This is a genomic window from Sporosarcina saromensis, assembly GCF_054901285.1.
The window spans coordinates 1,518,051-1,541,103 of record NZ_CM142738.1 but is presented as its reverse complement, the minus strand read 5'-3'; the positions used below and the strand labels follow the sequence as shown (position 1 = coordinate 1,541,103).

Sequence of the window (23,053 nt, the reverse complement as noted above, 5' to 3'; positions counted from 1 at the left end):
TTCTTTAATCATATTTAATCCTCGAATCAATCAAACTATAAAGGAGATCGACGATTAGATTAATCATGACAAAAATGAAAGCGACTACTAATATGCCAGATTGTATGACAGGATAGTCCCTAAAATTGATTGCATCGTATATATAACGACCGATACCAGGCCATGCAAAAATTGTTTCCGTCAAAATCGCTCCACCGAGTAACAACCCTGTTTGCAAGCCGATAATTGTCAACACAGGGATCAATGCATTTTTAAACGCATGTTTGTAAACAACCCAAAACATTTTCTGCCCTTTCGCTCTTGCCGTTCGAATATAATCGGAACGCATCACTTCCAACATGCTTGAACGTGTCATTCTCGCAATGATTGCCATCGGGATTGTCGCTAACGCCATCCCTGGTAAGATGAGGTGACGAAGTACTTGTAACAACTGGTCGAACCGTCCTTGAATGATTGTATCCACAATATACAGATGAGTGATTGCATTGACTGGATCGCGCACTTGTTCGCGACCGGTCGTCGGAAGCCAACTAAACTCAATTGCAAACGCCCATTGACCAAGTAACCCAAGCCAAAAAATTGGCATGGAAACACCGACAAGCGCTAACACCATTGCAATGTAATCGAACCAAGAATTTTGGAACCAAGCTGAAATGACTCCAGCATTAATCCCAACAATAATAGCAATAAGCATTGCAAAAAAAGCGAGTTCAATCGTTGCCGCAAGATGGGGCCATATTTCATCGGCTACGGGCAAACGCGTTCGCATCGACTCGCCAAGATCCCCCTGCAAAATACCACCCAGATATTTGAAGAATTGAATATACCAAGGCTGGTCCAATCCTAGTTTTGCATTCATAGCCGCAACCGCCTCAGGTGTCGCTTGTTGGCCTAATATTACTTGTGCAGGATTTCCTGGAATTGCACGGATCATCATAAATACGATAAATACCATACCAAGCAAAACGGGTATGAGTTGCAACAACCTTCTTCCTATGTAACTCAGCATGCTTTTCACCTCACAGAGTCTCGTTCATTCGATGCCTGCTCGTGTTTCTTGCCAATAGGAATTATCTAAAACAAGGGGAAATCAATGACCTCCCCTTGTACTTTTATAAAACCTTACTTCGTCAGCTCTACTTTTGATAAGATGTCTGATCCTGTCGGGTGTGGTTTGAACCCTTTCAATCCTTTAGCTGCTGCTAGCAAAGGTGTAGAGTGAGCAATTGGAACCCATGGTGCTTCTTCATGGATAATTTCTTGTGCACTCTTATAAAGTTCAATCCGCTTGTTTTCATCCACTTCTGTTTGTGCTTCAATGAGCAAATCATGCATATCCGTATTTTTAAAGTACGTGTAGTTATTGCTGCCGATATTGTCTTCATCAAGAAGGACATAGAGGAAATTATCAGCATCTCCGTTATCCCCAGTCCAACCTAGCATGAAAGCATCCGCTTCTCCTTTACTCGCCTTATCAAGATACGTTGGCCATTCGTATGAAACAATTTTTGCTTTCACGCCAATATCTGCCAAGTTACTTTGAATGACTTCAGCCACTTTAGCGCCATCTGGCATATACGGGCGTGGAACTGGCATTGCCCAAAGTTCCATTTCAAACCCGTCTGGATAACCTGCTTGCGCAAGTAATTCTTTCGCTTTTTCTGGATTGTATTCGTATGGTTCTATGTCTTCGTTATAACCCGAAATAGAAGGTGGCATCGGATTTTTCGCGATGTTTGCACGCCCCTCGAAGAATGAATTAATAATTGTTTCTTTATCAATTGCATAGTTCATCGCTTGGCGTACTTCCTTCTTATCAAACGGTGGTCGCGTAACTGTTAACCCTAGATAACCGACATTCATGGACGGTCTTTCAATCAATTGAAGTTCTTCATTTTGTTCAATCTTCTCACCATCTGCCGGGTTAATGCCGTCCGCAAGATCAATTTCACCTGTCATTAATGCATTAAGACGTGTCGAGTTATCAGGAATTGATTTGAAAATGACTTTATTTAACTTCGGTAAACCTTCTTGCCAATACCCATCAAATTTCTCAATTGTAATCGTTTCGTTCGGTCTCCACTCAACAAATTTAAATGGCCCTGTTCCAACTGGATTTCTTTCGAATTGATCGTCACCCTTTTCAAACGCATCTGGACTTGCAATGGCAAACATACTCATTGCAATGTTTTTCAAAAATGGTGCTTGCGGTCTCTTCAACGTGATGACGACCTTATAATCTCCATCGGCCGTCACCGACTCGATGACATGACCTTCATCCCCTTTAAAACCACCAAACATGGAATTATAATATGGGAATTTATCCGCATCTCCATTCGCCCATCGTTCAAAGTTTTTCACAACGGCATCTGCATTGAAATCTGTGCCGTCATGAAATTTCACGCCTTCTTCCAATGTGAATGTATACGTCAATCCATCATCTGTCTTCCATTCTTTCGCCAAACCTGGCTGGATGGTTGTATCGTCTTCTCCAAAGTTCAATAACGTTTCAAAAATATTGACCGTCACCTTAAAGGTTTCTCCTTCAGTTACACGCGACGGATCCAGGGAAGTTGAATCCCCACCACGGCCAAACACTAATGTATCCTCTTGACTTCCGCTACTTTGCGATCCGCCTTCGTTACAAGCAACAAGTACAGTAGACAGTACTAGTAATAATACGAACGCAACAGACCACATTCTCGTTTTCCTCATAGAGACCCCTCCAATTGTTTTATATCATTGTCGACTTGCTGCTCATAAAGATGGCAAGCGACAGAATGACCATCGAGTTGTTCTTGGAGCTGTGGAGCTACCTTTGTGCAAATATCCATCTTAAATGGACAACGTGTGTGGAATGCACATCCAGTTGGTGGTTCCGCCGGATTCGGGATATCTCCTTCTATGATGAGTTGTTCTTTTGAATAGTTCGGATCAGGTATCGGCACAGCTGATAATAACGCTTGAGTATAGGGGTGCAGCGGTTTTTCATACAGACTTTCACTCGTCGCGAGTTCCACGATTCTCCCTAAATACATAACACCTACACGATCACTAATATGCCGGACGACACCTAAATCATGCGCAATGAAGATGTACGTAAGGTTAAATTCTTTTTGAAGATCTTGCATAAGATTCAGTACTTGCGCTTGAATCGACACATCTAAGGCGGATACGGGCTCATCTGCAATAATTAACTTTGGATTCGTCATAAGAGCCCGTGCAATCCCAATACGCTGTCGCTGTCCTCCACTAAATTGATGAGGATAACGTTTTGCATGAAATGGATGCAAACCGACGATTTCCAAAAAACGATGGACCTTCTGCTTTCTTTCCTTCGTATCCAAATCAGTATGAACAAGTAACGGTTCCTCTAAGATCTTTCCAATTGTATGCCGTGGATTCAACGAGGCATACGGATCTTGAAACACCATCTGAATATCCCGACGTACTTTTCTCATCTCTTCGTCACCTAGCGATGTAAGTGTCTTCCCGTTAAATTCTATTACGCCACTCGTTGGTTCCAATAGCCGCATGAGTACACGGCCAGTTGTCGACTTTCCACAGCCACTCTCTCCAACAATTCCAAGTGTTTCCCCTTCATTTACATGAAATGTGATATCATCGACCGCTTTCACATAACCAACTGTCTTGCCGAACATCCCTTTCTTAACAGGAAAGTGTTTCTTTAAGTTTTTAACGTTCAACAAAGGCGTTGTCTCCAACTCGCTCCACCCCCTCTGTTGCATATAAAAAACAACGTGTTTGATGCTGTTCGGAAGTTTGAATCAGTTCAGGATCCTCTACTTGACAACGTTCGAATGCAAACGCACATCGAGCTGCAAACCGGCATCCTTTCGTAATCGAACCTGGTTTAGGGACATTCCCTGGAATTGAATAGAGTCTTTCTTTTTTAAACCGCATATCCGGTACAGACTGGATAAGTCCTTTTGTATATGGATGTTGAGGATCTTCAAACAGTTGTTTCGTCGGTGCTTCTTCAATGACTTGCCCTGCATACATGACGATAACCCGCTCACATACATCTGCTACAACGCCTAAGTCATGTGTGATTAACAAGATGGCAGTCCCAAGTCGTTCATTCAAAGACTTCATTAGCTTTAAGATCTGCGCTTGGATTGTTACATCAAGCGCAGTAGTCGGTTCATCCGCAATTAGTATTTTCGGATCGCACACCAATGCCATTGCAATCATAACGCGTTGTCGCATACCACCTGATAATTGATGGGGATAATCACTTAATAACTCTTCCGCTCTTGGTAAACCGACTAGTTTCAGCATTTCAATTGCCCGCGCTTTGGTTTGCTTTTTGGACCAGCTCTTTTCATGTATCCGAATGGCTTCAATCATTTGGTTACCGATTGTAAACAGTGGATTTAAAGATGTCATCGGTTCTTGAAAAATCATCGCGATCTCATTGCCTCGTATTTGTCGCATCTCTTTCTCAGACAAAAGGGTCAAATCGCGATTTTTATACAAAACTTCACCACCGACAATTTTTCCAGGAGGCGAGGGAACGAGCCCCATGACAGATAATGACGTGACACTTTTTCCACATCCCGACTCACCTACAATTCCTAAAATCTCTCCGTCTTGCAGATGAAAATGGATGTGATCCACTGCTGGAATCTCTCCTGAATCTGTAAAAAATGTCGTTTGTAAATCGTTCACCTCTAACACACGATTCGGTCCACTCATTAAGCATCACCTTTTTCTATGGCATATTTAACGGAAACATCTGATTATACCTATTATACTTTCAATTCAATAAAATTCAATACTAGTTTTCCAGCTACGACCAAAAACAGCGAGGCATATACATCCCTCCGAGTACGTATGTTGATTTCTCATTCTTTTACAACCACCGTTTACAAATCCCTTTCCATCAATAAAAAACCGTATAAAACCAAATACTCGCGGTTTCATACGGTTCTACTATTTCTCATGAACGGCAGCGATTAGCACATGCCGCTCACTATATCTTCAAATCCCTTGCACCTGATACAAATCGTAGTAAATGCCTTTCTTCTCCATTAACGATTGATGTGTGCCCATTTCCTTTAGCGTACCATGATCAATGACGAGAATCTTATCCGCATGGGTAATGGTTGACAGACGATGGGCAACGATGAATGTCGTCCGATCACTGGCAAGTCGTTCGAGTGAATCTTGAATAAGTGCTTCACTTTCTAAATCCAGTGCAGACGTCGCTTCATCCAAAATGAGCAAAGGTGGATTTTTTAAAAATACGCGTGCAATGGCGATACGTTGTTTTTGACCTCCCGATAATTTCACACCTCGTTCGCCAACTTTTGTATCATACCCGTCCGGCAATGATTCGATAAAGTCATGCGCGTTCGCCGCTTTAGCTGCAGCAATCACGTCTTCTTCCGTCGCATCCGGATTGCCCATTCGTATATTGCTTTTAACGGAATCACTAAATAAGATGCTATCTTGTAGCACTAGCCCAATCTGATCGCGCAACGTTTTCAGTTGCACATCGCGAACATCATGCCCGTCAATTCGGATCGCGCCTGATGTGACATCGTAAAAACGGGGAATGAGGCTGACGATCGTCGACTTGCCACCACCACTCATCCCGACAAGCGCAACCGTTTCTCCTGGCTTGACATTGAATGAAACGTTTTTCAACACATGCTCATCTTTTTCTTCATACGTAAAGCTCACATTATCAAACGAAATTTCTCCACTGATCTCCGGCAATTTATTTGCCCCTGTTTTATCTCGAATATCATACGGTTCTTCCATTAATTCAAATACCCGATCCATCGACGCAAAAGACTGTGTAAGTGTTGTAGACGCATTCACCAATCGTCGGAGCGGATTATAGAGACGATCAATATAAGCAATGAACGCAACCATTACCCCAACAGACAAATCACCATTAATTACTTGATACCCTGCATAGGCGATGACAAGTAAAGGCGCGACATCTGTAATTGTATTCACGACGGCAAACGCTTTCGCATTCCAACGTGTATGGTCTATTGCCTTGTCCAGGAATTCACCATTCGTTTCGTCAAATCGCCGTTGTTCTTTGTCTTCCAATGCAAAGCTTTTAATGACGCTAATGCCAGAAATCCGCTCGTGTAAGTAACTTTGCACATTCGCAAGAGCTTGCGATCGTTTTCTCGTCAAATCGCGCAATTTCCCAAAGAAATGCTTCACACTATACGCGTAAAACGGAAACGCCAGCAACGTCACAAGTGTTAGCGGGACATCCATCGATAGCATAATCGCTATAGCAATCAGAATAGTCGCTACGTCTAACCAAACATTCATTAAACCGATCACAACAAAGTTCTTCGTCTGCTCCACATCATTAATGACGCGCGAGATGACTTCACCCGCTCGTGTATTGGAATAATAGCGTAGACCAAGCCTTTGCAGATGATGAAACAAGTTTTCCCGAATGTCAAAAAGGATTTTATTGCTTACATATTGCGCAAAATATTGGCGGTAATATTCAACGGGCGGTCGAATGATGAAAAACAATAACGCCGTCCCGCCTAACCAATAAAATAATTGACGCGTCTTTTCCACATCCGATAAGTCCGGTCCATTAATGATATCGTCAATGACAATTTTTATAAGGTAGGGAATAAATAACGGGATTGCAAATTTGACGACACCTATAAGAACCGTTAACACGATTAGCCAGTTATATGGCTTTACAAACTTCATATACCTTTTCATACTGTCACCCATGTACATCCTCCTACAGCTCATCCAATGAATAAAAGCCTCCCTGCGTTTATGCAGACAGGCTGTTATTGGTTGCTTTTCTTCACTTGTTTATAAAACTGATAACGCGATGTCCATACTTCAATGAAGTCAGGCGCAAACGGACCTTTCCGTTGTTTAATCCACAACAGTAACTTATCGAGGTTGCGACGTAAAATCTGATCGATCACTTCTGGATAATTCATCTTCCGCTTATGCTCAGCATACTCATCTTCATCCAGTATTAAATAACTCATATCCGGAAACACTTTTACATCCAAATCATAATCGATATACTTCAATGAATGATGGTCATAGACAAACGGTGAACTCATATTGACGTAATAATATACGCCGTCTTCCCGCAGCATACAAATGATGTTGAACCAATGTTCAGCATGGAAATAACAGATGGAAGGCTCTCTCGTCAGCCACGTCCGCCCGTCTGCTTCGGTGACAAGCGTGCGTTCATTCGCACCAATGACAATATTACGCGTGCCCTTTAAAACCGTCGTTTCCTGCCAAACCCTATGGATGTTCCCATCATGCTTATAACTGTGTACTTGTATCGTTTCCCCTTCTTTAGGTATTGTCATTTTCGAAAACCACCTTTATGTTCGACCCCATTACTATTTCTATAGTATACCAACCGAACAAACAAATAGAAAACGAAAGCCCTTCCTGTCAATCCTTACATAATGTTACCCCAAATTATGTATAACCAATCAAAAAACCGGCAGCGTTTTAAGCTGCCGGCCGGTGATAATTATCCATTACTTCGACTGATCTTCGTAACTGTTCGCACGAGCACCAGAAGCGTTACGCTTGTTTTGCTCTGCTTTCATGTTTTGTTGCTTTACATGATTCACATCTGTTTCCATCCCAAACTCTTCTTGCATGTTTTGTTGGTTAAACTGACCTTGGTTTTGTGTTTGGTTTTGGTTACGATTTTTCTTTGTCAATGGATATTCACCTCCGTAACCAATATGATGTCCAACGGCCGATTTATTATCCTTAGGAATTTTTTTCTTTTTCGTTAACTGCTTGCCATATTTTAATGACAGGAACTGCTTTCGGTAGTGCTTCGACTTCTTCTGTCGAAAAAAACTGGAATCCTTCAGGTGCAACATCATCAGTGACAACGAGATGACTCGTTATGTCCCACGTCAAATGGGAAAAGATATGCTTAAAATGCAGTAACGGCGTAGGCTGCTCGACTTGCATTTTGTATTGTTGCTGCATGAGCTGTTCAATTGCTTGGGATGGATAATTTTCAACCAACGGAAATTCCCACATATTCGCCAACAAACCTGTCGCAGGTCTTTGCCTTAACAACCATTTGCCATCTAAGTTTCGAATGACCACCATCAGGACGGGTATGGTTTTCATTTTCACTTTTTTAGATTTTATCGGTAGCTCCTGCTGCCGTCCCTCATGGAAAGCACCACAAAATTCACGGACCGGACAAAGCAGGCATTTCGGATTTGGCGTACAAATCGTTGCACCTAACTCCATAACTGCCTGGTTAAATGAAGATGGATCTTCTTTATCAATTAGGTGCATGACAACTTCTTCAAAAATCTTTTTATTCCGCGGGATAGCAATATCTTCATCAATGAGCAGTAAACGCGACATGACACGCATGACATTTCCATCCACCGCATGCTCTGGTATTCCATAAGCAATACTTAACACAGCACCAGCCGTGTATGGTCCAACACCTTTTAACTGTGAAATTTCTTTACGGGTTTTTGGAATTTGACTATTGTACTGCGTTACGACTTCCTTCACACCCGCTTGCAAATTCCTTACACGCGAATAATAGCCAAGACCTTCCCACATTTTCAATACGTCTGCTTCATCCGCTTCCGCCAAATGAGCAAGCGTGGGAAACTTTTTGATGAAACGTTCATAATACGGAATGACGGTATCGACACGGGTCTGCTGTAACATCACTTCGGACACCCAAATATAATAAGGATTTGTCGTTCGTCTCCACGGTAAATCGCGCTTTTCCCTCAAATACCATTGGATCAATGCTGATTGAAATTCTCTTTTTTGTTCAATTAATTGCATGAAGACCTCCGCACTGCATATGCTTTTCGTTAATGAAATGAAATTGTAAAAACTGAATGTTTTTTGTTCAACGATAAAAGGGTATATACTAATGAAAGAACCGATGCATATTCACACAAGGAGTGATCACTTGGATACAGGCACACATATTGTCATGGGCGGCGCGATATGCGGACTCGCAATGGCGGACCCAGTCGTTGCCACAGATTCTGTAACGATGACTGCCGTGTTTATCGGCGTTGTATCCGGCTCTTTAATACCAGACGTCGATACTGTCCTTAAATTGAGAAATAACGCAGTCTATATACGTAATCATCGAGGCATAACGCATTCAATACCCGCGGTTCTATTATGGCCACTCGTTCTGTCAATTCTACTATCGTTCATGTTCCCTGCTTCAGCCTTTTTCCACGTCTGGGCATGGACATTTCTAGCTGTGTTCTTGCACGTCTTCGTTGATATCTTTAATGCGTATGGCACACAAGCGTTACGACCCTTTTCTAATAAATGGGTAGCGATTGGGGTCATTAATACATTCGACCCGATTATCTTTGCATTACATGTCATCGCCCTTGCTTTCTGGCTATTCGGTACAGAACCTGTTCCAACTTTCATCGTATTATATTGCGTCGTATTCGTTTACTACCTACTCCGCTTTGCTGTTAAAGCAGCCGTGAAGAAAGCAGTTATGAATACGGTGCCAGATGCCGACCACATTTTCATTGCACCTACCATTAACTTCTTTCAATGGAGAGTGGCCGCGACAAATAAGGATTGTCATTTTGTTGGACGCGCATATGGACGGTCCGTCAATATCTACGACCGATTTGAACGGGAAAAAATGCCGAAGTCCCCTTACATCGATGCAGCCATGCAAGATAAAAACATCGAGGCGTTCGTTTCTTTTTCACCGATTTATCGATGGTCAGTTGCTCATGTTAACGACTTATATGAAGTCCGACTAATTGACCTCCGCTACCGAAGCAAAGATTATTACCCTTTTGTAGCTGTTGCTCATATTAATGAAGACATGGAAGTCGTCAACTCCTATACAGGATGGATTTTCTCCGAAGATAAATTACGGAAGAAGTTAAATTTCATCCCGAACTCTTAATACCAAGAGCTTGTCCCCGGTCGAGTAAGGGACAAGCTCTTATCACTTACCACTTTTCACAGATTCGAGCATCGCTATCGGCAAGGCTTCCGTTGCCCGCTCACCACCAAGACGATACCCCCAAGCAAAACGCCCTTTTAGATAATCGACATGGAAAAACACACCCTCATCGCCGTCAATTCGGTAAATTTCACCCGGAACGATTGTTGCAGGGTCGATCATGTACGACTTCGCCATTAACGCTTTACGTTGGTAAACGGCAAATTCATTGATCATTCCCATCTGTTCCGCTTTGCGCGCTTTCTCCATCAGGCGCCCGATTTCTGACCGTAATTCGTGCTCATTCATTTCACTATATTTCTTTTCAGTTTCCATTTTCCTCATTCTCCTTCATTTCAATGAAACGGTCGATTTTCTCAAGGGGGATGCCCTTTTGATACATCGATTGCTTCACTCGATTCCTTAAATCATAACCTGAATACTTTGCTGCATAACGTCGCCAAGCCTTTTCACCAACTGACGTACAAATAGCATCCCATTCATCTTCTTCACGTTCAAAGTCAATGGACTCCAACACATCACTAATAAGACCAAATGAAAAACCTTTTCGCGCTAAAGCATTTTGGATTTTCTGTTTCAATTGTGCTGGGGGAATCGTTCGGTTAGACGTTGCCGCTTTTTTAGCAAGCTTTTGTGCAATCGCAAATTGCTCCTCTTCCGGATACGCTTGAAGCACTTCTTCTTGTAGCTCCTTCGTGACTCCCTTTTTGTGCAACTCTTGCTTAATCGCCTTCGGTCCTTTACTCGATGCATTTTTTTGCGTTCGCACAAATGCTTCAGAGAATGCTGCATCATCAAGAAAGCCTAGTCTTCTTAACTTCACAATCGCTTCTAGGATGACCGCTTCACCAAATTCAAGATCCAGCAATTTTTTCTTCACTTCGAATTCTGTCCGCATTCTAAAGGATAGGAAATGCAACGCTTTGTTAAACGCCTTTTCGATTTCATCTTCATATGTAATTTCGTCCATTGCCCAATCATCCAACTGCATCCCTTTTGTGAGACCAAACTTTACTAAGATGGATTCATGGACACTGAACGCATATTTTTCATCTATGAATAGATTATAACGTTCGCTATCACGTTTTTGTTGTGTTATTTTCGTAAGTATAGGCAAACCGGCTCGACCTCCCTTTCCTATCAGTATACATGTTCTATTCCGGAAGGTCAGCTTGCGAGGTTACAAGACTAACGGAGGTGTTCAAGTTGAAAGTTGTCATTGCAGGCGGTACAGGTTTCATTGGACAAAAAATCACATCGTTACTAAAGGAGAAAGGTCATGACATTGTGATTCTGACTCGTTCTAAACGACCGAACGAAAAAAACATCGAATATGTGCAATGGTTAACGGACGGATCCAAACCCGAAGAAGAGATTCTTTCAGCAGATGCATTCATAAACTTAGCAGGCGTATCCATTAACGATGGGCGCTGGACTCCAGACCACCAACAGCAAATCTACGACAGTCGGATGGTTGCGACGGACGAACTGATCCGCATTATTTCGGCATTGCAAAGTAAACCTACTATCTTTTTAAATGCAAGTGCAATCGGCATATATCCAGCTTCTGAAACGACTATCTACAGTGAAGCATCGCGCGACGTCGCTGATGACTTTCTTGGTAAGACCGTCCATGACTGGGAGCAAAAAGCAGCTACATTGCAAGCGCAAGGTATACGAACAGCAATCATTCGGTTTGGCGTCGTTCTCGGAAAAGATGAAGGCGCACTACCGCTCATGAGTATGCCCTATAAGCTATTCGTCGGTGGAAAAGTCGGTTCCGGTCGACAATGGGTTTCATGGGTGCATGTCCAAGATGTAGCGAACGCAGCTGTTTTTTTGTTAGAGCATGCAAGTGCCCAAGGCGTATTTAATATTACCGCACCTTTCCCATTGCGCATGAATGATTTCGGCAAGACAATCGGCAATGTTCTTCATCGGCCACATTGGTTACCTGCTCCTGCCTTTCTTATGAAGAGCGCGCTTGGTCAAAAGAGTGCACTAGTGCTGGAAGGCCAATATGTTTCGTCTGAAAAGATTGTAACAGCAGGGTTCGATTTTGATTTTCCTGTTTTAGCGGACGCACTGAACGATTTGCTTAAATAAGGTATACTTTCCATCGTTGCGCACATCCTACGGAAAAAGGAGTTGTGTAATCATGGTGGAAGAACATGGACCTGGTATTCTCATGGCTGCATTCATCATTATTGTCGGCATCTTGTTCAATCCATTCGCTGCAAGTGCCGAAGAATTCCATTGGGGTTTCAAAAAATCTGCAAATGGCGTTCCTCCTAATGCTGGAGCTGCATTGGAATCGTTGCTCGACAGACACGGTGCAATCTATAAAGGAAAACCAGATGAAAAAATTGCCTATTTGACGTTCGACAATGGCTACGAAAACGGTTATACAGAATCCATTTTAGATACACTGAAAAAGGAAGATGCACCTGCAACTTTCTTCCTTACGGGTCATTATTTAAAGAGCGCTGCACCGCTTGTCAAACGGATGGTCGAGGAAGGTCACGACATCGGCAACCACTCATATGATCATCCGAATATGGCAAACTTGACAGAAGACGGCATGGAGAAAGAATGGAAAAAATTTGACGAGTTGTTGTTGAAAACAGCAGGTGTAGAACGGACCATTTACGCACGGCCACCTGAAGGCATTTTCAATGATGCATTATTGGCGAAAGGAAATGAATTAGGGTATCGACACATTTTCTGGTCTGTCGCTTTCATTGATTGGCATGCCGATAAACCTCGTGGACGCGATTATGCATATAATGAACTGATGAAGCAACTGCACCCAGGTGCTGTCATCTTAATGCATACAGTATCACCTGATAACGCGGAAGCATTACCGGATTTTATTCGCGATGCAAAAAAAGCCGGTTACGAGTTCCGTACATTGGATGATCTTGTCATGGAATACGAAAATGTCGATTCGATTTTGCGCTAGTTACTATATGAAGCAAAAATCTCCTTATTTCAGAACCGTCCTTTTATAATAGAAGAATGAGGAGGTTAAAAACATGAAATTTGAAATGACAGAGAACGGATTCCAAACAGAAACATCTTTCGGTACGTTACAAATCTCCGGCAATGAGGAGTTTGGCTTCAGGCCGTATCAACTACTCATTTCTTCAATTGCCGTTTGTACGGGAGGCGTCATGCGGAAAGTACTTGAACGCAAAAGAATGCCTGCGACTTCCATTACGATTGAAGTTAAAGATGTATATCGCAATGAGGAAGAAGCGAGTCGGGTTGAAAGAGTCCATTTGCATTTCCTGATTGAAGGCATCGAGATGACGAATGAGAAGATGGATAAGATTATGCAAGTAACAGACAACAACTGTTCAATGTATCAATCCGTTAAAAACTGTATCGAAGTCGTCAAGACCTATGAATTTGTAAACTAAAAAAGGCCCGGTCCATATCTGTAAAAGATGATGGCTGGGCCTTACGTATGAATAGAACTCTCACTTTCAATTTGCATAAAATTCGTAGGCGTCTATCGGCAGTAGCCGTCAAACGGTAACGGATCCCCTCCTTTGACATCGGATTCGATTCGTCTCTACTCTACAGCCTCCTTTACGAATTAGATTATTAGTAGTATACCACTTTGATTATGTATTGTAAACATTTTGTTAAGTAGAATTTTCTATATAGTTAAACTGATTCGCGTTACATTGAATTCTATTGCCATTTCATATACGATTACAATGATGAAAAGAGGTGTATGTGTTGGAACAAAGACAAAGTGGACAAGTAGATGAGTTAAAAAACCGTCTTCATTTATTTTTGGAAAAGCTTGAAGCGATTGAGCCAGAAAACACTGATTTACAAGAGATTGATCAGCTCATCAGTTTAATTGACGAATTGGAACAACAAATGAATAAACTAAAAACAGACCAATGATTCCTTAGGGGGAAATAAGAATGTACATAGAGCAACTCGAAAAAAGTATGTATGATCTCATTTGCGATACATCTACGAATTTACCGAAAGATGTCCGTAGAGCTGTAAAGGCTGCAAGGGAAAAAGAGAATGCCGGTACACGGGCAGCAATGAGTCTTGATACAATCGCGAACAACATCAACATGGCTGACGACAAACTATCACCGATTTGCCAAGATACGGGTTTACCAACTTTCAAAATCAAAACACCAATCGGCGTTAACCAGTTGGAGATAAAAGACGCCATTACGCGTGCTATGGTACAAGCGACGAAGGACGGTAAATTGCGTCCAAATGCAGTTGATTCGCTTACTGGCGAAAATAGCGGGACAAATTTAGGCCTCGGTCTCCCTGTTGTGAAATTCGAGCAATGGGAAAAAGATTATATTGAAGTGAAGCTCATCTTAAAAGGTGGCGGCTGTGAAAACAAAAACATCCAGTACAGCTTACCAACTGAACTCGAAGGACTTGGCCGGGCTGGACGTGATTTAGACGGAATTCGTAAATGCATTCTCCACTCCGTTTACCAAGCGCAAGGACAAGGCTGTTCTGCCGGCTTCATCGGCGTCGGAATCGGAGGCGATCGCGCTTCTGGTTATGATTTAGCAAAAGAACAACTTTTCCGCGAAGTGGATGACGTGAATCCGCATCCTGATCTTGCAGCACTGGAAAGTTACATCTTGGATACTGCAAACCAACTCGGTATCGGAACAATGGGCTTCGGCGGTGAAGCAACATTATTAGGTTGTAAAATCGGCGTCATGCACCGTATCCCTGCAAGTTTCTATGTCTCCGTAGCTTATAATTGTTGGGCATACCGCCGTATGGCCGTCGATATTGATGCAACGACAGGTGATGTGACAAAATGGCATTACAATGAGGGTGACAAACTAGCTTTTGCTGCTACGACGGAAACGAATGACACACAATCATCACGTGTCGTCGAACTAACTGCTCCTATTACAGAAGAGCAAATCCGTGAATTACAAGTTGGAGATGTCGTCAAAATTAGCGGAAGAATGTATACAGGACGCGATGCAATTCATAAGCACCTTACGGAAAACGATGCACCTGTCGACTTAGATGGACATATCATCTACCACTGCGGTCCGGTCGTATTGAAAAACGAAGACGGATCGTATGAAATCAAAGCAGCCGGACCTACCACTTCCATTCGGGAAGAACCTTACCAAGGCGATATTATGAAAAAATTCGGCATTCGCGCAGTCATCGGAAAAGGCGGCATGGGTCCTAAAACGCTCGCAGCCTTACAAGAACACGGCGGTGTCTACTTAAACGCAATCGGTGGGGCAGCCCAATATTATGCAGACTGCATCAAAGAAGTAGAAGGCGTCGACTTACTTCAATTCGGCATTCCTGAAGCAATGTGGCATTTACGCGTCGAAGACTTTACTGCGGTCGTCACAATGGACTCACACGGAAACAGCCTTCACGCCGACGTAGACAAATCATCGTTAGAAAAACTCGCAACATTTAAAGAGAAAGTATTTAGCTAAATAGCTTGGAAAGCCCTGCAGCATGTACATACTGCAGGGCTTTTTTGCGACTGTAGAAGTAAGCGGCGAGGTTCGTACTGTGTGGAGCGACTTGCTTTGGGCACACGACTCCCCTCTTTCCGCGTGGAGCAACATGCTTTAGACATGCAGCTCTCCTCTTTGCACAAATCAATTTCGCTCAAAAAACTTTTCAAACAACCCACTATCATTTTTCAGTAGGAGTATGCTATACTCTTATTTATAATAATTATAAACAAGAAATGATTATCGAACAGCTCTCTATATCCAATTATATCAATTGTTTTAAAGATAATACATGTAAGTTCGTCACTTGCAAACGATAGTCATTCTCAATTAGGAGGGGTTTAAATGACAACAGAAACAACAGAAGCGCAACAAACGCCTCGTCACTGGACGGCGCACATCGAATTGATTGCTGCACTTCTTTCAGGACTATTAATAGTCTCAGCTTGGTTGATCGGCAAAGATGGTAACGAATCTTTATCCATCGCGCTTTATATAATTGCCTTTCTAATCGGTGGATTTGCTAAAGCGAAAGAAGGCATTGAAGAAACAATTGCAGATAAGCAATTGAACGTAGAAATGCTAATGGTCTTTGCTGCTATCGGTTCAGCAATTATCGGTTATTGGGCTGAAGGCGCAATATTAATCTTCATATTCGCAGTGAGCGGTGCGTTAGAAACGTATACGTTGAACAAAAGCCATAAAGAAATCTCGGCGTTAATGAACATGCAACCGGAAGAGGCTTGGCTACTACAAGGTGATGGATCAACAAAAAGCGTCCCCACTTCTTCCCTTTCCGTCGGTGCTGCGATAGTTGTTCGACCTGGCGAGCGCATTCCGGTGGACGGTATCATTCTCCAAGGAACGACTTCCATTGATATGTCCGCCATTAACGGAGAGTCTGTTCCGGTTACGAAGGAAAAGAACGATGAGTTGTTCGCAGGAACCATGAACATTAGTGGCGTCATTCACATGGAAATGACAAAACCAAGTTCAGATACATTATTTCAAAAAATAATTACACTCGTTCAAAACGCACAAAGTGAAAAATCGCCATCACAGCAATTCATCGAGAAATTCGAAGGTACGTATGTAAAGATTGTTATTTTAACTGTCCTTGTTATGATGTTCCTCCCCCACTTCCTGTTTGGTTGGGATTGGACGACGACATTTTACAGAGCAATCGTTCTATTAGTTGTCGCTTCTCCTTGCGCACTCGTTGCTTCGATTATGCCAGCGACATTGGCAGCTGTTTCCAACGGAGCAAAGAGAGGGATATTGTTTAAAGGTGGTGTCCATTTAGAGCACTTAGGTACATTGCAAGCAATCGCATTTGACAAAACAGGGACACTTACAACCGGGAAGCCTGTTGTTACGGACTTTTTCGTACGAAGCAAAGCAGATCGTACACAAGCATTATCACTTCTAGCGAGCATTGAAGCCCAATCCAATCATCCGCTCGCTCTCGCTATTGTAAACTACGCGCAAGAGCATGGCCTTACGACAAGAGGAATTGAACATATTGAAGATGTCCCTGGCTTTGGCATTCGTGCGGTTGTAGACGAGCAAGAGATCCTAGTAGGAAATCCTCGTTTTGTCGGTGCCCAAGAAACGAAAGACTTCCACCAAGGTATCATTCACGAACTCTATGAAGATGGAAAGACCGTCGTTTTCATCAAGGATTCACAAGGGATTCTTGCGGCTGTCGCATTGAAAGATACACTCCGACCTGAAGCAGTTCAAGCAATTCAAGACTTAAGGCAGTTAGGTATCCAGTCAATCATGTTGACAGGAGATAATGAAAAAACAGCTCATGCCATCGCTAAGGAAGCTGGCCTTGACCGTTACGTCGCAAACTGTCTGCCAGAGATGAAAGTCGAACAGATGAAAGGGCTACTAAAAGAATACGGTAATGTCGGGATGGTCGGGGACGGCATTAACGATGCGCCTGCTTTAGCAACAGCTACATCAGGGATTGCCATGGGGGAAGGGACAGATGTTGCACTCGAAACAGCAGATGTCATCCTCATGCAAAATGATTTGACGAAAATCTCTTATGCGGTAAAAGTTTCTAAAAAAATGCAACGCGTTGTAAAACAAAACGTATTCTTTTCTGTTTCCGTCATCGCTATTTTAATCATGTCCAACTTCATGCAAGTTGTCGACTTACCGTTAGGGGTAATCGGTCATGAAGGAAGTACAATTCTCGTCATCTTAAACGGTTTACGCTTGTTAAATCGCATCAACTAAACAGAAAAGAGCAATGCCCGTCATAAGACTGCATTGCCCCCAGAGTGTAGACAAAGTCGATTTTTACTTTGTCTACACTTTTTTAATGAAATTTGTTATACATAGAAAGTTCTTCAGCCTGATTGAAAACGCTTGTCAGGTGGAAGGCAGTCTAAGTTCGGGACGTCCTGTCCCAACGCCTGCATGACCTGCGTCGTGCAGGCCCGCGCGAAGTCGAGCGAAGACGCGAATAGAACTTAAGTTCATGAGCGGACGAGTGAGACAAGCAACAACGGATGCGAGCGTTTGTCAACAGGCTGAGAGCAATGCCAGTCAAACGACTGCATTGCTCTTTTGTTTTGCCAGCTTTGCCTGTTTTCGTTCCGTCATCACCGCGTTTAACTGCCCACCTAGCATTAAGATAATGGCCGAAAAATACAACCACATCATAAGTACGATGATGCCTCCAATACTGCCATACGTATTCGAATAGCTAGCGAAGTTCCCTACATAATAAGAGAATGCTAGTGAAGTGATAATCCACCCTGCCGTGGCAAATAAAGCACCTGGCATCGCACTTGTTATATGAATCTTTTTATTTGGTACAATCCAATACAATGCTAGAAAAACGGTAAACAATAAAATTGGTGGTAAAATCCAACGTAGATTCTCCCAAATGGTCATGAAGTCCTCTTCCATGCCAAAGTAAGAAAATGCAAGGGATCCGATTTGTTGTCCAAATACAGGTAGTAGGAGAGCAACAACTAGCACACCGATGAGTGCAACTGTAAATACAACAGACATTGCTCTCGCTACAATGAATGACCTTGACTCTTCCACATAATAGGACTGATTTAACGCTTTTGTAATCGCATTCATCCCTTTGGAAGCAGACCAAATGGTTGCTAATGCACCAACTGATAACAAACCACCGTTCCGGTTTCTCAATATGTCTTCAAGTGTGTCATGAATTAGACTATAAACACTATCAGGAGCGTAATCACGAATGAAGAGAAATATTTGGGATTCATCAATATTCAAAAATGGCAACAGCGTCATCATAAAGATTAATAGCGGAAAAAGCGATAACAGGAAAAAGAACGCTAGTTGAGAGCCTAAACCCGTTATATCGACATTTTTAATCCGAATAATTAATTCTTTCCAAAAGCCTTTTGTGGTCGTAACATCAAATCGCTCCATTTCACCTTCTTTTACATCATCGATGAACTTCATGATTTCCGAATCCTTTAGAATCCCACTTTTTTTGCTCTTAGGGTGTAAGCTTTCCTGTTGATGAGTCACTTGTTCTTTCTGGCTCACATCTGGCTCACTCCTTTCAAAGCTTACGACTTTTTTACATCTCCAGTTTCTTTCGTTTCTGTTATGAGCTCTTTATACTCTTCCTTTGAATCGACAAACGCTTCCTTCGTTCCTACTACCAGTTCTTTCACTTGTGGTGTCAGCGTCTTCAACTCGTCTACTTGTGTTTTAATGTATGCTGCGTCTCCAGAAAACTGATCATATAAGGACATATATTTTTCTTTAGTTTGCTGAAATTTTTCTTTTAATACATCCGGGTTACTCGCGTAGAATTTTACTTGGTTCGCCATGTGATTGGAAGTATTCATGACTTGCCTACGCGTACTTTTATCGAACAAACTAACAGCCGCTCCAGTTAATGCCCCAATCAAAATAAATTTACCAAATTTACTATTACCCACTACAAACCCCTCCAATATTGACTTATATGCATATAACATTATACCCGTAGAGAGGAAAAACAAACAATCTTACTGTATTTCAAAAAAAGTGCTTGACTATCGCTCTAAAATTTCGGAATATTATCAATAACAACTATTAAGTATTCTAAGTAGTTTTTCTACTTGATTCAATGAGAGGAGTCGATATAAAATAACTTATCTCGCTGTAACTGTATTGACATAATGAAACGAGGGGGTATTGACAATGGATGCAGTGTACAATTTTCTAGACAAAGCGAGCGGACTTATTTGGGGGCCACCCCTACTAATCCTACTTGTAGGAACCGGTATATTTTTAACTTTCAGATTAGGATTCATTCAACTACGTTTACTACCGTATTCGTTAAAGCAGGTTTTTTCTCGTAAGCACAGTAAAAAAGAGGACGGAGATATCTCTCAATTCCAGGCTTTGATGACCGCGATGGCTGCGACTGTCGGCGTCGGTAACATCGTCGGAGTTGCAACTGCCGTATTTTTAGGAGGTCCTGGGGCAATTTTCTGGATGTGGCTTGCAGGCTTTTTTGGAATGGCGACTAAATATGGTGAGGCCATTCTTGCAGTAAAGTATCGTACAAAGGATGCGAACGGCCAAATGGCTGGTGGTCCGATGTATTACCTTGAGTATGGATTAAAGCAAAAGTGGTTAGGTGTAATTTTCGCAATATTCGGTGCTTTAGCTGCATTTGGAATTGGAAATGGAACTCAATCAAAAGCAGTTGCAGATGTTATGAATAGTACTTTCAATGTACCGCACTTACTAACGGGCATAGCACTCGTTATATTCGGAGCTCTCGTTATTCTCGGTGGTATTAAATCCATCGGAAGGGTTACAGCATTTTTCGTTCCAATTATGGCGCTATTCTATTTCATTGCTGGTGCAATCATCATGATTATGAACATCCATCTCGTACCTGAAGCATTCGGTTTGATTTTCAGTGATGCGTTCTCAGGCGAAGCTGCGGCGGGTGGTGCAATTGGTGCAGTAATCCGATTTGGTGTAGCACGTGGACTATTCTCCAATGAAGCAGGTATGGGATCTGCTCCAATCGCCGCTGCTGCTGCAAAAACTGACATGCCAGGTCGACAAGCACTCATTTCAATGACTCAAGTATTGTTTGATACACTTATTATCTGTTCAATTACAGGCGTAACGATTGTCATGTCAGGTCAATGGAAGAATAAAGACATTGATGCAGGGGCATTGACCGCTGAAGCATTCGGCTCATTCCTAGGTGGAGCAGGTCCAATCATCGTCGCAATCGGATTGGTATTCTTTGCAACATCAACAATTTTAGGGTGGAGTTATTATGGAGAAAAGTGTTTCCAATACTTGTTCCCTAAGAAACAAGCAGTACTCGCATACCGAATCTTTTTCGTAGCATTTATCATCGTCGGTCCACTTGTTTCACTTGATATCGTCTGGTTATTGGCGGATGTTCTTAATGGTCTCATGGCCATTCCGAACTTAATCGGTCTTCTAGGGTTGTCTGGTGTCATAGTGATGGAGACGAAGCGTTTCAAAAAGAAAATCGAAGAAGAGAAAGAAGCAGCAAAGCTTGCACAATCAGCAGCTGTTGACAGCTCGTCTAAATAATGTGATGATTAGTCCGATGCTAATGAAGGGCGGACGAAACTATGGATTTATCAAAACCTACCGAAGAAAATGTTTTGTATATGATTGAAAAGATCAAGGAAAAACTGCGTATGGTCAACGTGGACGCAATGAAAGCGGAACATTTCAACACAGAACAGTACGAAGACTTAGTGTACATGTACGAAATGGTCATGAAGCGCGAGACGATTACTCCGAATGAAATGCAAGCCATTGCTGCGGAACTTGGCTCATTACGTAAATAGTTTTAAAGCCGACGGAAAGGATACAACCCCTCCGTCGGCTTTTATTGTACAGACAAAAAACGTGAAGCGATTGACACACGCTTCACGTTTTGTACTATTCAACTGACGTTCCATCCTTTAACACAAGAGGTTGGATAAGCACTTCCACACGTCGATTTTTACTACGGCCTTCAGCTGTTTCATTTGAAGCAATTGGTTTATTTTCCCCGTAGCCCTTTACACTGAACAGATGCGGATCCAACTGATCCGTTGACACGATTGTTTTTAAGAAATTAATTGCCCGCATCATACTCAATTCCCAGTTTGAAGGGAACTCACTACTATTGATGGGGACATTATCGGTATGACCCGCTACGACAATCTGTCTCGGCTTATCAAAAATCAGCAGCTGTGCTATATCCTTTGCGGTATTGGCATACTCCGGTTTTATCGTTGCTTTGCCTGTTTCAAATAATATGTTATCACGAATTGTAATAAGTAAGCCTTCCTCTGTTAACTTCGTCTCGAACTGATTCTCCAACTCATGTACCGCAATATACTCTTCAAGTTTTTGTTGTGTTGCTTCCAATGATTGTTGATCTTCCAAATAAGAAGAGTTCTCGTTTTCTTCCCCTGCCGAATCTTTTGGAACCGGAACAGCAGTTGGTGATGAACTATCCATCACCCCTGTTCCACCATCAAAGATTTGATTGAACACGGAAGAGATTTGGCTAAACTTCGCTTCATCCAATGAACTGGATGCAAACAATACGATGAACATGGCTAACAATAACGTAAGAAGATCTGCATATGGTAGGAGCCAGGACTCATTCACATGGCCAGAGTCATGATTTTTTTTCTTACGCTTCCTCGACAACCTGGCCCGCCCCTTCTCACTCGTCACTTTTTCAGCACCGAGCTTTCGACGTTCTTCAAGAGACAAGTAGGATGCAAGCTTTTGTTCAATTACACGTGGTGCTTCGCCTTCAAGTACAGATAAGATGCCTTCAATCATCATCATTTTTTGGCGTACTTCTTCTTTTGACTTTCGCTGTAACTTGTTGGCAAAAGGGTGCCAGAGTACATACCCTGTAAAAATCCCCAATAATGTCGCAACGAATGCCGCTGAGATTGCATGTCCTAATGCGTCAATATTGTTCATATCTTTTAATGCGGCGATTAGCCCGACAACCGCTCCTAATACCCCGAGTGTCGGAGCATAAGTGCCTGCCTGTGTGAAGATTTGAGCCCCTGCTGTGTGGCGGTCTTCCATTGCGTCAACTTCTTCCGTGAGCACATCCCGAATGTAATCGGCATTTTGACCGTCAATCGCTAACCCAAGGCCATTCTTTAAGAAAGGGTCTGCAATATCGTCCGTCTTTGCTTCCAAGGACAGTAAACCTTCCCGTCTTGCGACATCTGCCCAACCTGAAAAGATTTTAATTAACTCTGCGTCTGATGTTAACTGTTGTTCTTTAAAAATCACACCAAATAACTTGGGAACGCGTTTAATTTCCCTCATTGGAAAGGCAATGACGACGGATGCAATCGTTCCTAATACAATGATGAGTAATGCTGCCATATTAAAAAGGGTATCAGGGGTTACACCTTTTAACATCATCCCAACAAACAGCGCAACGATACCAATAACAAGTCCAACTACGGTTGATAAATCCATTCGAGTACCTCCATGTGTTCCAATCTACTTCTTC

General features: G+C 42.4%; 22 protein-coding genes and 1 pseudogene. 9 read left to right on the top strand and 14 right to left on the bottom strand.

Annotated features, from left to right (window positions below):
- Positions 1-4: 4 nt before the first annotated feature.
- The 8 genes from ACVHUV_RS07565 to mutY form a co-directional block, all read right to left on the bottom strand.
- On the bottom strand, positions 5-1,009 hold the full coding sequence (locus ACVHUV_RS07565; RefSeq protein ID WP_317945747.1) for an ABC transporter permease: 1,005 nt from the start codon (positions 1,007-1,009) through the stop codon (positions 5-7).
- Positions 1,010-1,122: 113 nt separating this feature from the next.
- Complete coding sequence (locus ACVHUV_RS07560) at positions 1,123-2,715, bottom strand: ABC transporter substrate-binding protein (protein WP_317945748.1); 1,593 nt, start codon at positions 2,713-2,715, stop codon at positions 1,123-1,125.
- Positions 2,712-3,749, bottom strand: coding sequence for an ABC transporter ATP-binding protein (locus ACVHUV_RS07555; protein WP_462086619.1), 1,038 nt, complete (start codon positions 3,747-3,749; stop codon positions 2,712-2,714). The genes ACVHUV_RS07560 and ACVHUV_RS07555 overlap by 4 nt, the downstream gene beginning before the upstream one ends.
- Positions 3,697-4,719, bottom strand: coding sequence for an ABC transporter ATP-binding protein (locus ACVHUV_RS07550; protein ID WP_317945751.1), 1,023 nt, complete (start codon positions 4,717-4,719; stop codon positions 3,697-3,699). The genes ACVHUV_RS07555 and ACVHUV_RS07550 overlap by 53 nt, the downstream gene beginning before the upstream one ends.
- 285 nt (positions 4,720-5,004) lie before the next feature.
- On the bottom strand, positions 5,005-6,750 hold the full coding sequence (locus ACVHUV_RS07545; protein WP_317945753.1) for an ABC transporter ATP-binding protein: 1,746 nt from the start codon (positions 6,748-6,750) through the stop codon (positions 5,005-5,007).
- Positions 6,751-6,812: 62 nt separating this feature from the next.
- Positions 6,813-7,361, bottom strand: a complete 549-nt coding sequence (gene ntdP, locus ACVHUV_RS07540) for a nucleoside tri-diphosphate phosphatase (protein ID WP_317945755.1) — start codon at positions 7,359-7,361, stop codon at positions 6,813-6,815.
- A 177-nt stretch (positions 7,362-7,538) separates the two neighbouring features.
- Complete coding sequence (locus ACVHUV_RS07535; RefSeq protein WP_317945756.1) at positions 7,539-7,727, bottom strand: gamma-type small acid-soluble spore protein; 189 nt, start codon at positions 7,725-7,727, stop codon at positions 7,539-7,541.
- Between the two features lie 52 nt (positions 7,728-7,779).
- Positions 7,780-8,841 carry an A/G-specific adenine glycosylase gene (mutY, locus tag ACVHUV_RS07530; RefSeq protein ID WP_317945758.1) on the bottom strand — a complete coding sequence of 354 codons (1,062 nt, stop codon included), beginning with the start codon at positions 8,839-8,841 and terminating at the stop codon, positions 7,780-7,782.
- A 130-nt stretch (positions 8,842-8,971) separates the two neighbouring features.
- Here mutY and ACVHUV_RS07525 point away from each other — a divergent pair, with 130 nt between their 5' ends.
- Positions 8,972-9,955 (top strand): metal-dependent hydrolase, encoded by a 984-nt coding sequence (locus tag ACVHUV_RS07525; RefSeq protein ID WP_462086878.1) that lies wholly within the window; start codon positions 8,972-8,974, stop codon positions 9,953-9,955.
- A gap of 42 nt (positions 9,956-9,997) precedes the next feature.
- On the opposite strand, the gene ACVHUV_RS07520 is transcribed toward ACVHUV_RS07525, so the two are convergent.
- Entirely contained in the window at positions 9,998-10,330 is a 333-nt protein-coding gene (locus ACVHUV_RS07520; RefSeq protein ID WP_317945760.1) for a YfhH family protein, read from the bottom strand.
- Positions 10,320-11,132, bottom strand: a complete 813-nt coding sequence (gene recX, locus ACVHUV_RS07515; RefSeq protein WP_371391583.1) for a recombination regulator RecX — start codon at positions 11,130-11,132, stop codon at positions 10,320-10,322. The genes ACVHUV_RS07520 and recX overlap by 11 nt, the downstream gene beginning before the upstream one ends.
- A gap of 89 nt (positions 11,133-11,221) precedes the next feature.
- On the opposite strand from recX, the gene ACVHUV_RS07510 reads away from it, so the two are divergent.
- The 6 genes from ACVHUV_RS07510 (at position 11,222) to ACVHUV_RS07485 (ending at position 17,766) form a co-directional block, all read left to right on the top strand.
- Positions 11,222-12,121 (top strand): TIGR01777 family oxidoreductase, encoded by a 900-nt coding sequence (locus tag ACVHUV_RS07510; RefSeq protein ID WP_462086618.1) that lies wholly within the window; start codon positions 11,222-11,224, stop codon positions 12,119-12,121.
- Between the two features lie 52 nt (positions 12,122-12,173).
- Positions 12,174-12,977, top strand: a complete 804-nt coding sequence (locus ACVHUV_RS07505; RefSeq protein ID WP_317945765.1) for a polysaccharide deacetylase family protein — start codon at positions 12,174-12,176, stop codon at positions 12,975-12,977.
- Between the two features lie 73 nt (positions 12,978-13,050).
- Entirely contained in the window at positions 13,051-13,437 is a 387-nt protein-coding gene (locus ACVHUV_RS07500) for an OsmC family protein (RefSeq protein ID WP_317945767.1), read from the top strand.
- Positions 13,438-13,762: 325 nt separating this feature from the next.
- On the top strand, positions 13,763-13,936 hold the full coding sequence (locus ACVHUV_RS07495) for an SE1561 family protein (protein WP_317945769.1): 174 nt from the start codon (positions 13,763-13,765) through the stop codon (positions 13,934-13,936).
- Between the two features lie 20 nt (positions 13,937-13,956).
- Positions 13,957-15,492: a fumarate hydratase gene (locus tag ACVHUV_RS07490; protein WP_317945770.1), complete on the top strand. Its 1,536-nt coding sequence runs from the start codon at positions 13,957-13,959 to the stop codon at positions 15,490-15,492.
- A 369-nt stretch (positions 15,493-15,861) separates the two neighbouring features.
- Positions 15,862-17,766, top strand: a complete 1,905-nt coding sequence (locus ACVHUV_RS07485) for a heavy metal translocating P-type ATPase (protein WP_462086617.1) — start codon at positions 15,862-15,864, stop codon at positions 17,764-17,766.
- 312 nt (positions 17,767-18,078) lie between these two features.
- Here the strand turns inward: ACVHUV_RS07485 and ACVHUV_RS07480 are convergent, their stop codons facing one another.
- Positions 18,079-19,065: a YihY/virulence factor BrkB family protein gene (locus ACVHUV_RS07480; protein WP_317945774.1), complete on the bottom strand. Its 987-nt coding sequence runs from the start codon at positions 19,063-19,065 to the stop codon at positions 18,079-18,081.
- A gap of 23 nt (positions 19,066-19,088) precedes the next feature.
- Positions 19,089-19,466 (bottom strand): YtxH domain-containing protein, encoded by a 378-nt coding sequence (locus tag ACVHUV_RS07475; protein ID WP_317945776.1) that lies wholly within the window; start codon positions 19,464-19,466, stop codon positions 19,089-19,091.
- A 244-nt stretch (positions 19,467-19,710) separates the two neighbouring features.
- On the opposite strand from ACVHUV_RS07475, the gene ACVHUV_RS07470 reads away from it, so the two are divergent.
- Together ACVHUV_RS07470 and ACVHUV_RS07465 are read left to right on the top strand one after the other, a co-directional pair.
- The gene (locus ACVHUV_RS07470) at positions 19,711-21,099 is read left to right on the top strand and encodes an alanine/glycine:cation symporter family protein (protein WP_462086616.1); all 1,389 of its coding nucleotides are present in this window, start codon (positions 19,711-19,713) and stop codon (positions 21,097-21,099) included.
- 41 nt (positions 21,100-21,140) lie between these two features.
- Positions 21,141-21,362, top strand: a complete 222-nt coding sequence (locus ACVHUV_RS07465; protein WP_317945779.1) for a DUF1128 domain-containing protein — start codon at positions 21,141-21,143, stop codon at positions 21,360-21,362.
- Between the two features lie 94 nt (positions 21,363-21,456).
- On the opposite strand, the gene motB is transcribed toward ACVHUV_RS07465, so the two are convergent.
- Both motB and motA read right to left on the bottom strand, forming a co-directional pair.
- The gene (motB, locus tag ACVHUV_RS07460; protein WP_462086877.1) at positions 21,457-22,176 is read right to left on the bottom strand and encodes a flagellar motor protein MotB; all 720 of its coding nucleotides are present in this window, start codon (positions 22,174-22,176) and stop codon (positions 21,457-21,459) included.
- Positions 22,177-22,280: 104 nt separating this feature from the next.
- Positions 22,281-23,019 (bottom strand): annotated as a pseudogene (motA, locus tag ACVHUV_RS07455) (flagellar motor stator protein MotA); the annotation flags it as partial.
- Positions 23,020-23,053: the final 34 nt, after the last annotated feature.

Excerpts from the sequence above, each read along its gene's own strand:
- ACVHUV_RS07490 (WP_317945770.1), top strand. The coding sequence starts at position 13,957 with ATGTACATAGAGCAACTCGAAAAAAGTATGTATGATCTCATTTGCGAT.
- ACVHUV_RS07470 (WP_462086616.1), top strand. The coding sequence starts at position 19,711 with ATGGATGCAGTGTACAATTTTCTAGACAAAGCGAGCGGACTTATTTGG.
- ntdP (WP_317945755.1), bottom strand. The coding sequence starts at position 7,361 with ATGACAATACCTAAAGAAGGGGAAACGATACAAGTACACAGTTATAAG.
- ACVHUV_RS07565 (WP_317945747.1), bottom strand. The coding sequence starts at position 1,009 with ATGCTGAGTTACATAGGAAGAAGGTTGTTGCAACTCATACCCGTTTTG.
- ACVHUV_RS07550 (WP_317945751.1), bottom strand. The coding sequence starts at position 4,719 with ATGAGTGGACCGAATCGTGTGTTAGAGGTGAACGATTTACAAACGACA.
- ACVHUV_RS07560 (WP_317945748.1), bottom strand. The coding sequence starts at position 2,715 with ATGAGGAAAACGAGAATGTGGTCTGTTGCGTTCGTATTATTACTAGTA.
- ACVHUV_RS07555 (WP_462086619.1), bottom strand. The coding sequence starts at position 3,749 with ATGCAACAGAGGGGGTGGAGCGAGTTGGAGACAACGCCTTTGTTGAAC.
- ACVHUV_RS07520 (WP_317945760.1), bottom strand. The coding sequence starts at position 10,330 with ATGGAAACTGAAAAGAAATATAGTGAAATGAATGAGCACGAATTACGG.
- ACVHUV_RS07500 (WP_317945767.1), top strand. The coding sequence starts at position 13,051 with ATGAAATTTGAAATGACAGAGAACGGATTCCAAACAGAAACATCTTTC.
- ACVHUV_RS07545 (WP_317945753.1), bottom strand. The coding sequence starts at position 6,750 with ATGGGTGACAGTATGAAAAGGTATATGAAGTTTGTAAAGCCATATAAC.
- ACVHUV_RS07485 (WP_462086617.1), top strand. The coding sequence starts at position 15,862 with ATGACAACAGAAACAACAGAAGCGCAACAAACGCCTCGTCACTGGACG.
- ACVHUV_RS07465 (WP_317945779.1), top strand. The coding sequence starts at position 21,141 with ATGGATTTATCAAAACCTACCGAAGAAAATGTTTTGTATATGATTGAA.
- ACVHUV_RS07505 (WP_317945765.1), top strand. The coding sequence starts at position 12,174 with ATGGTGGAAGAACATGGACCTGGTATTCTCATGGCTGCATTCATCATT.
- mutY (WP_317945758.1), bottom strand. The coding sequence starts at position 8,841 with ATGCAATTAATTGAACAAAAAAGAGAATTTCAATCAGCATTGATCCAA.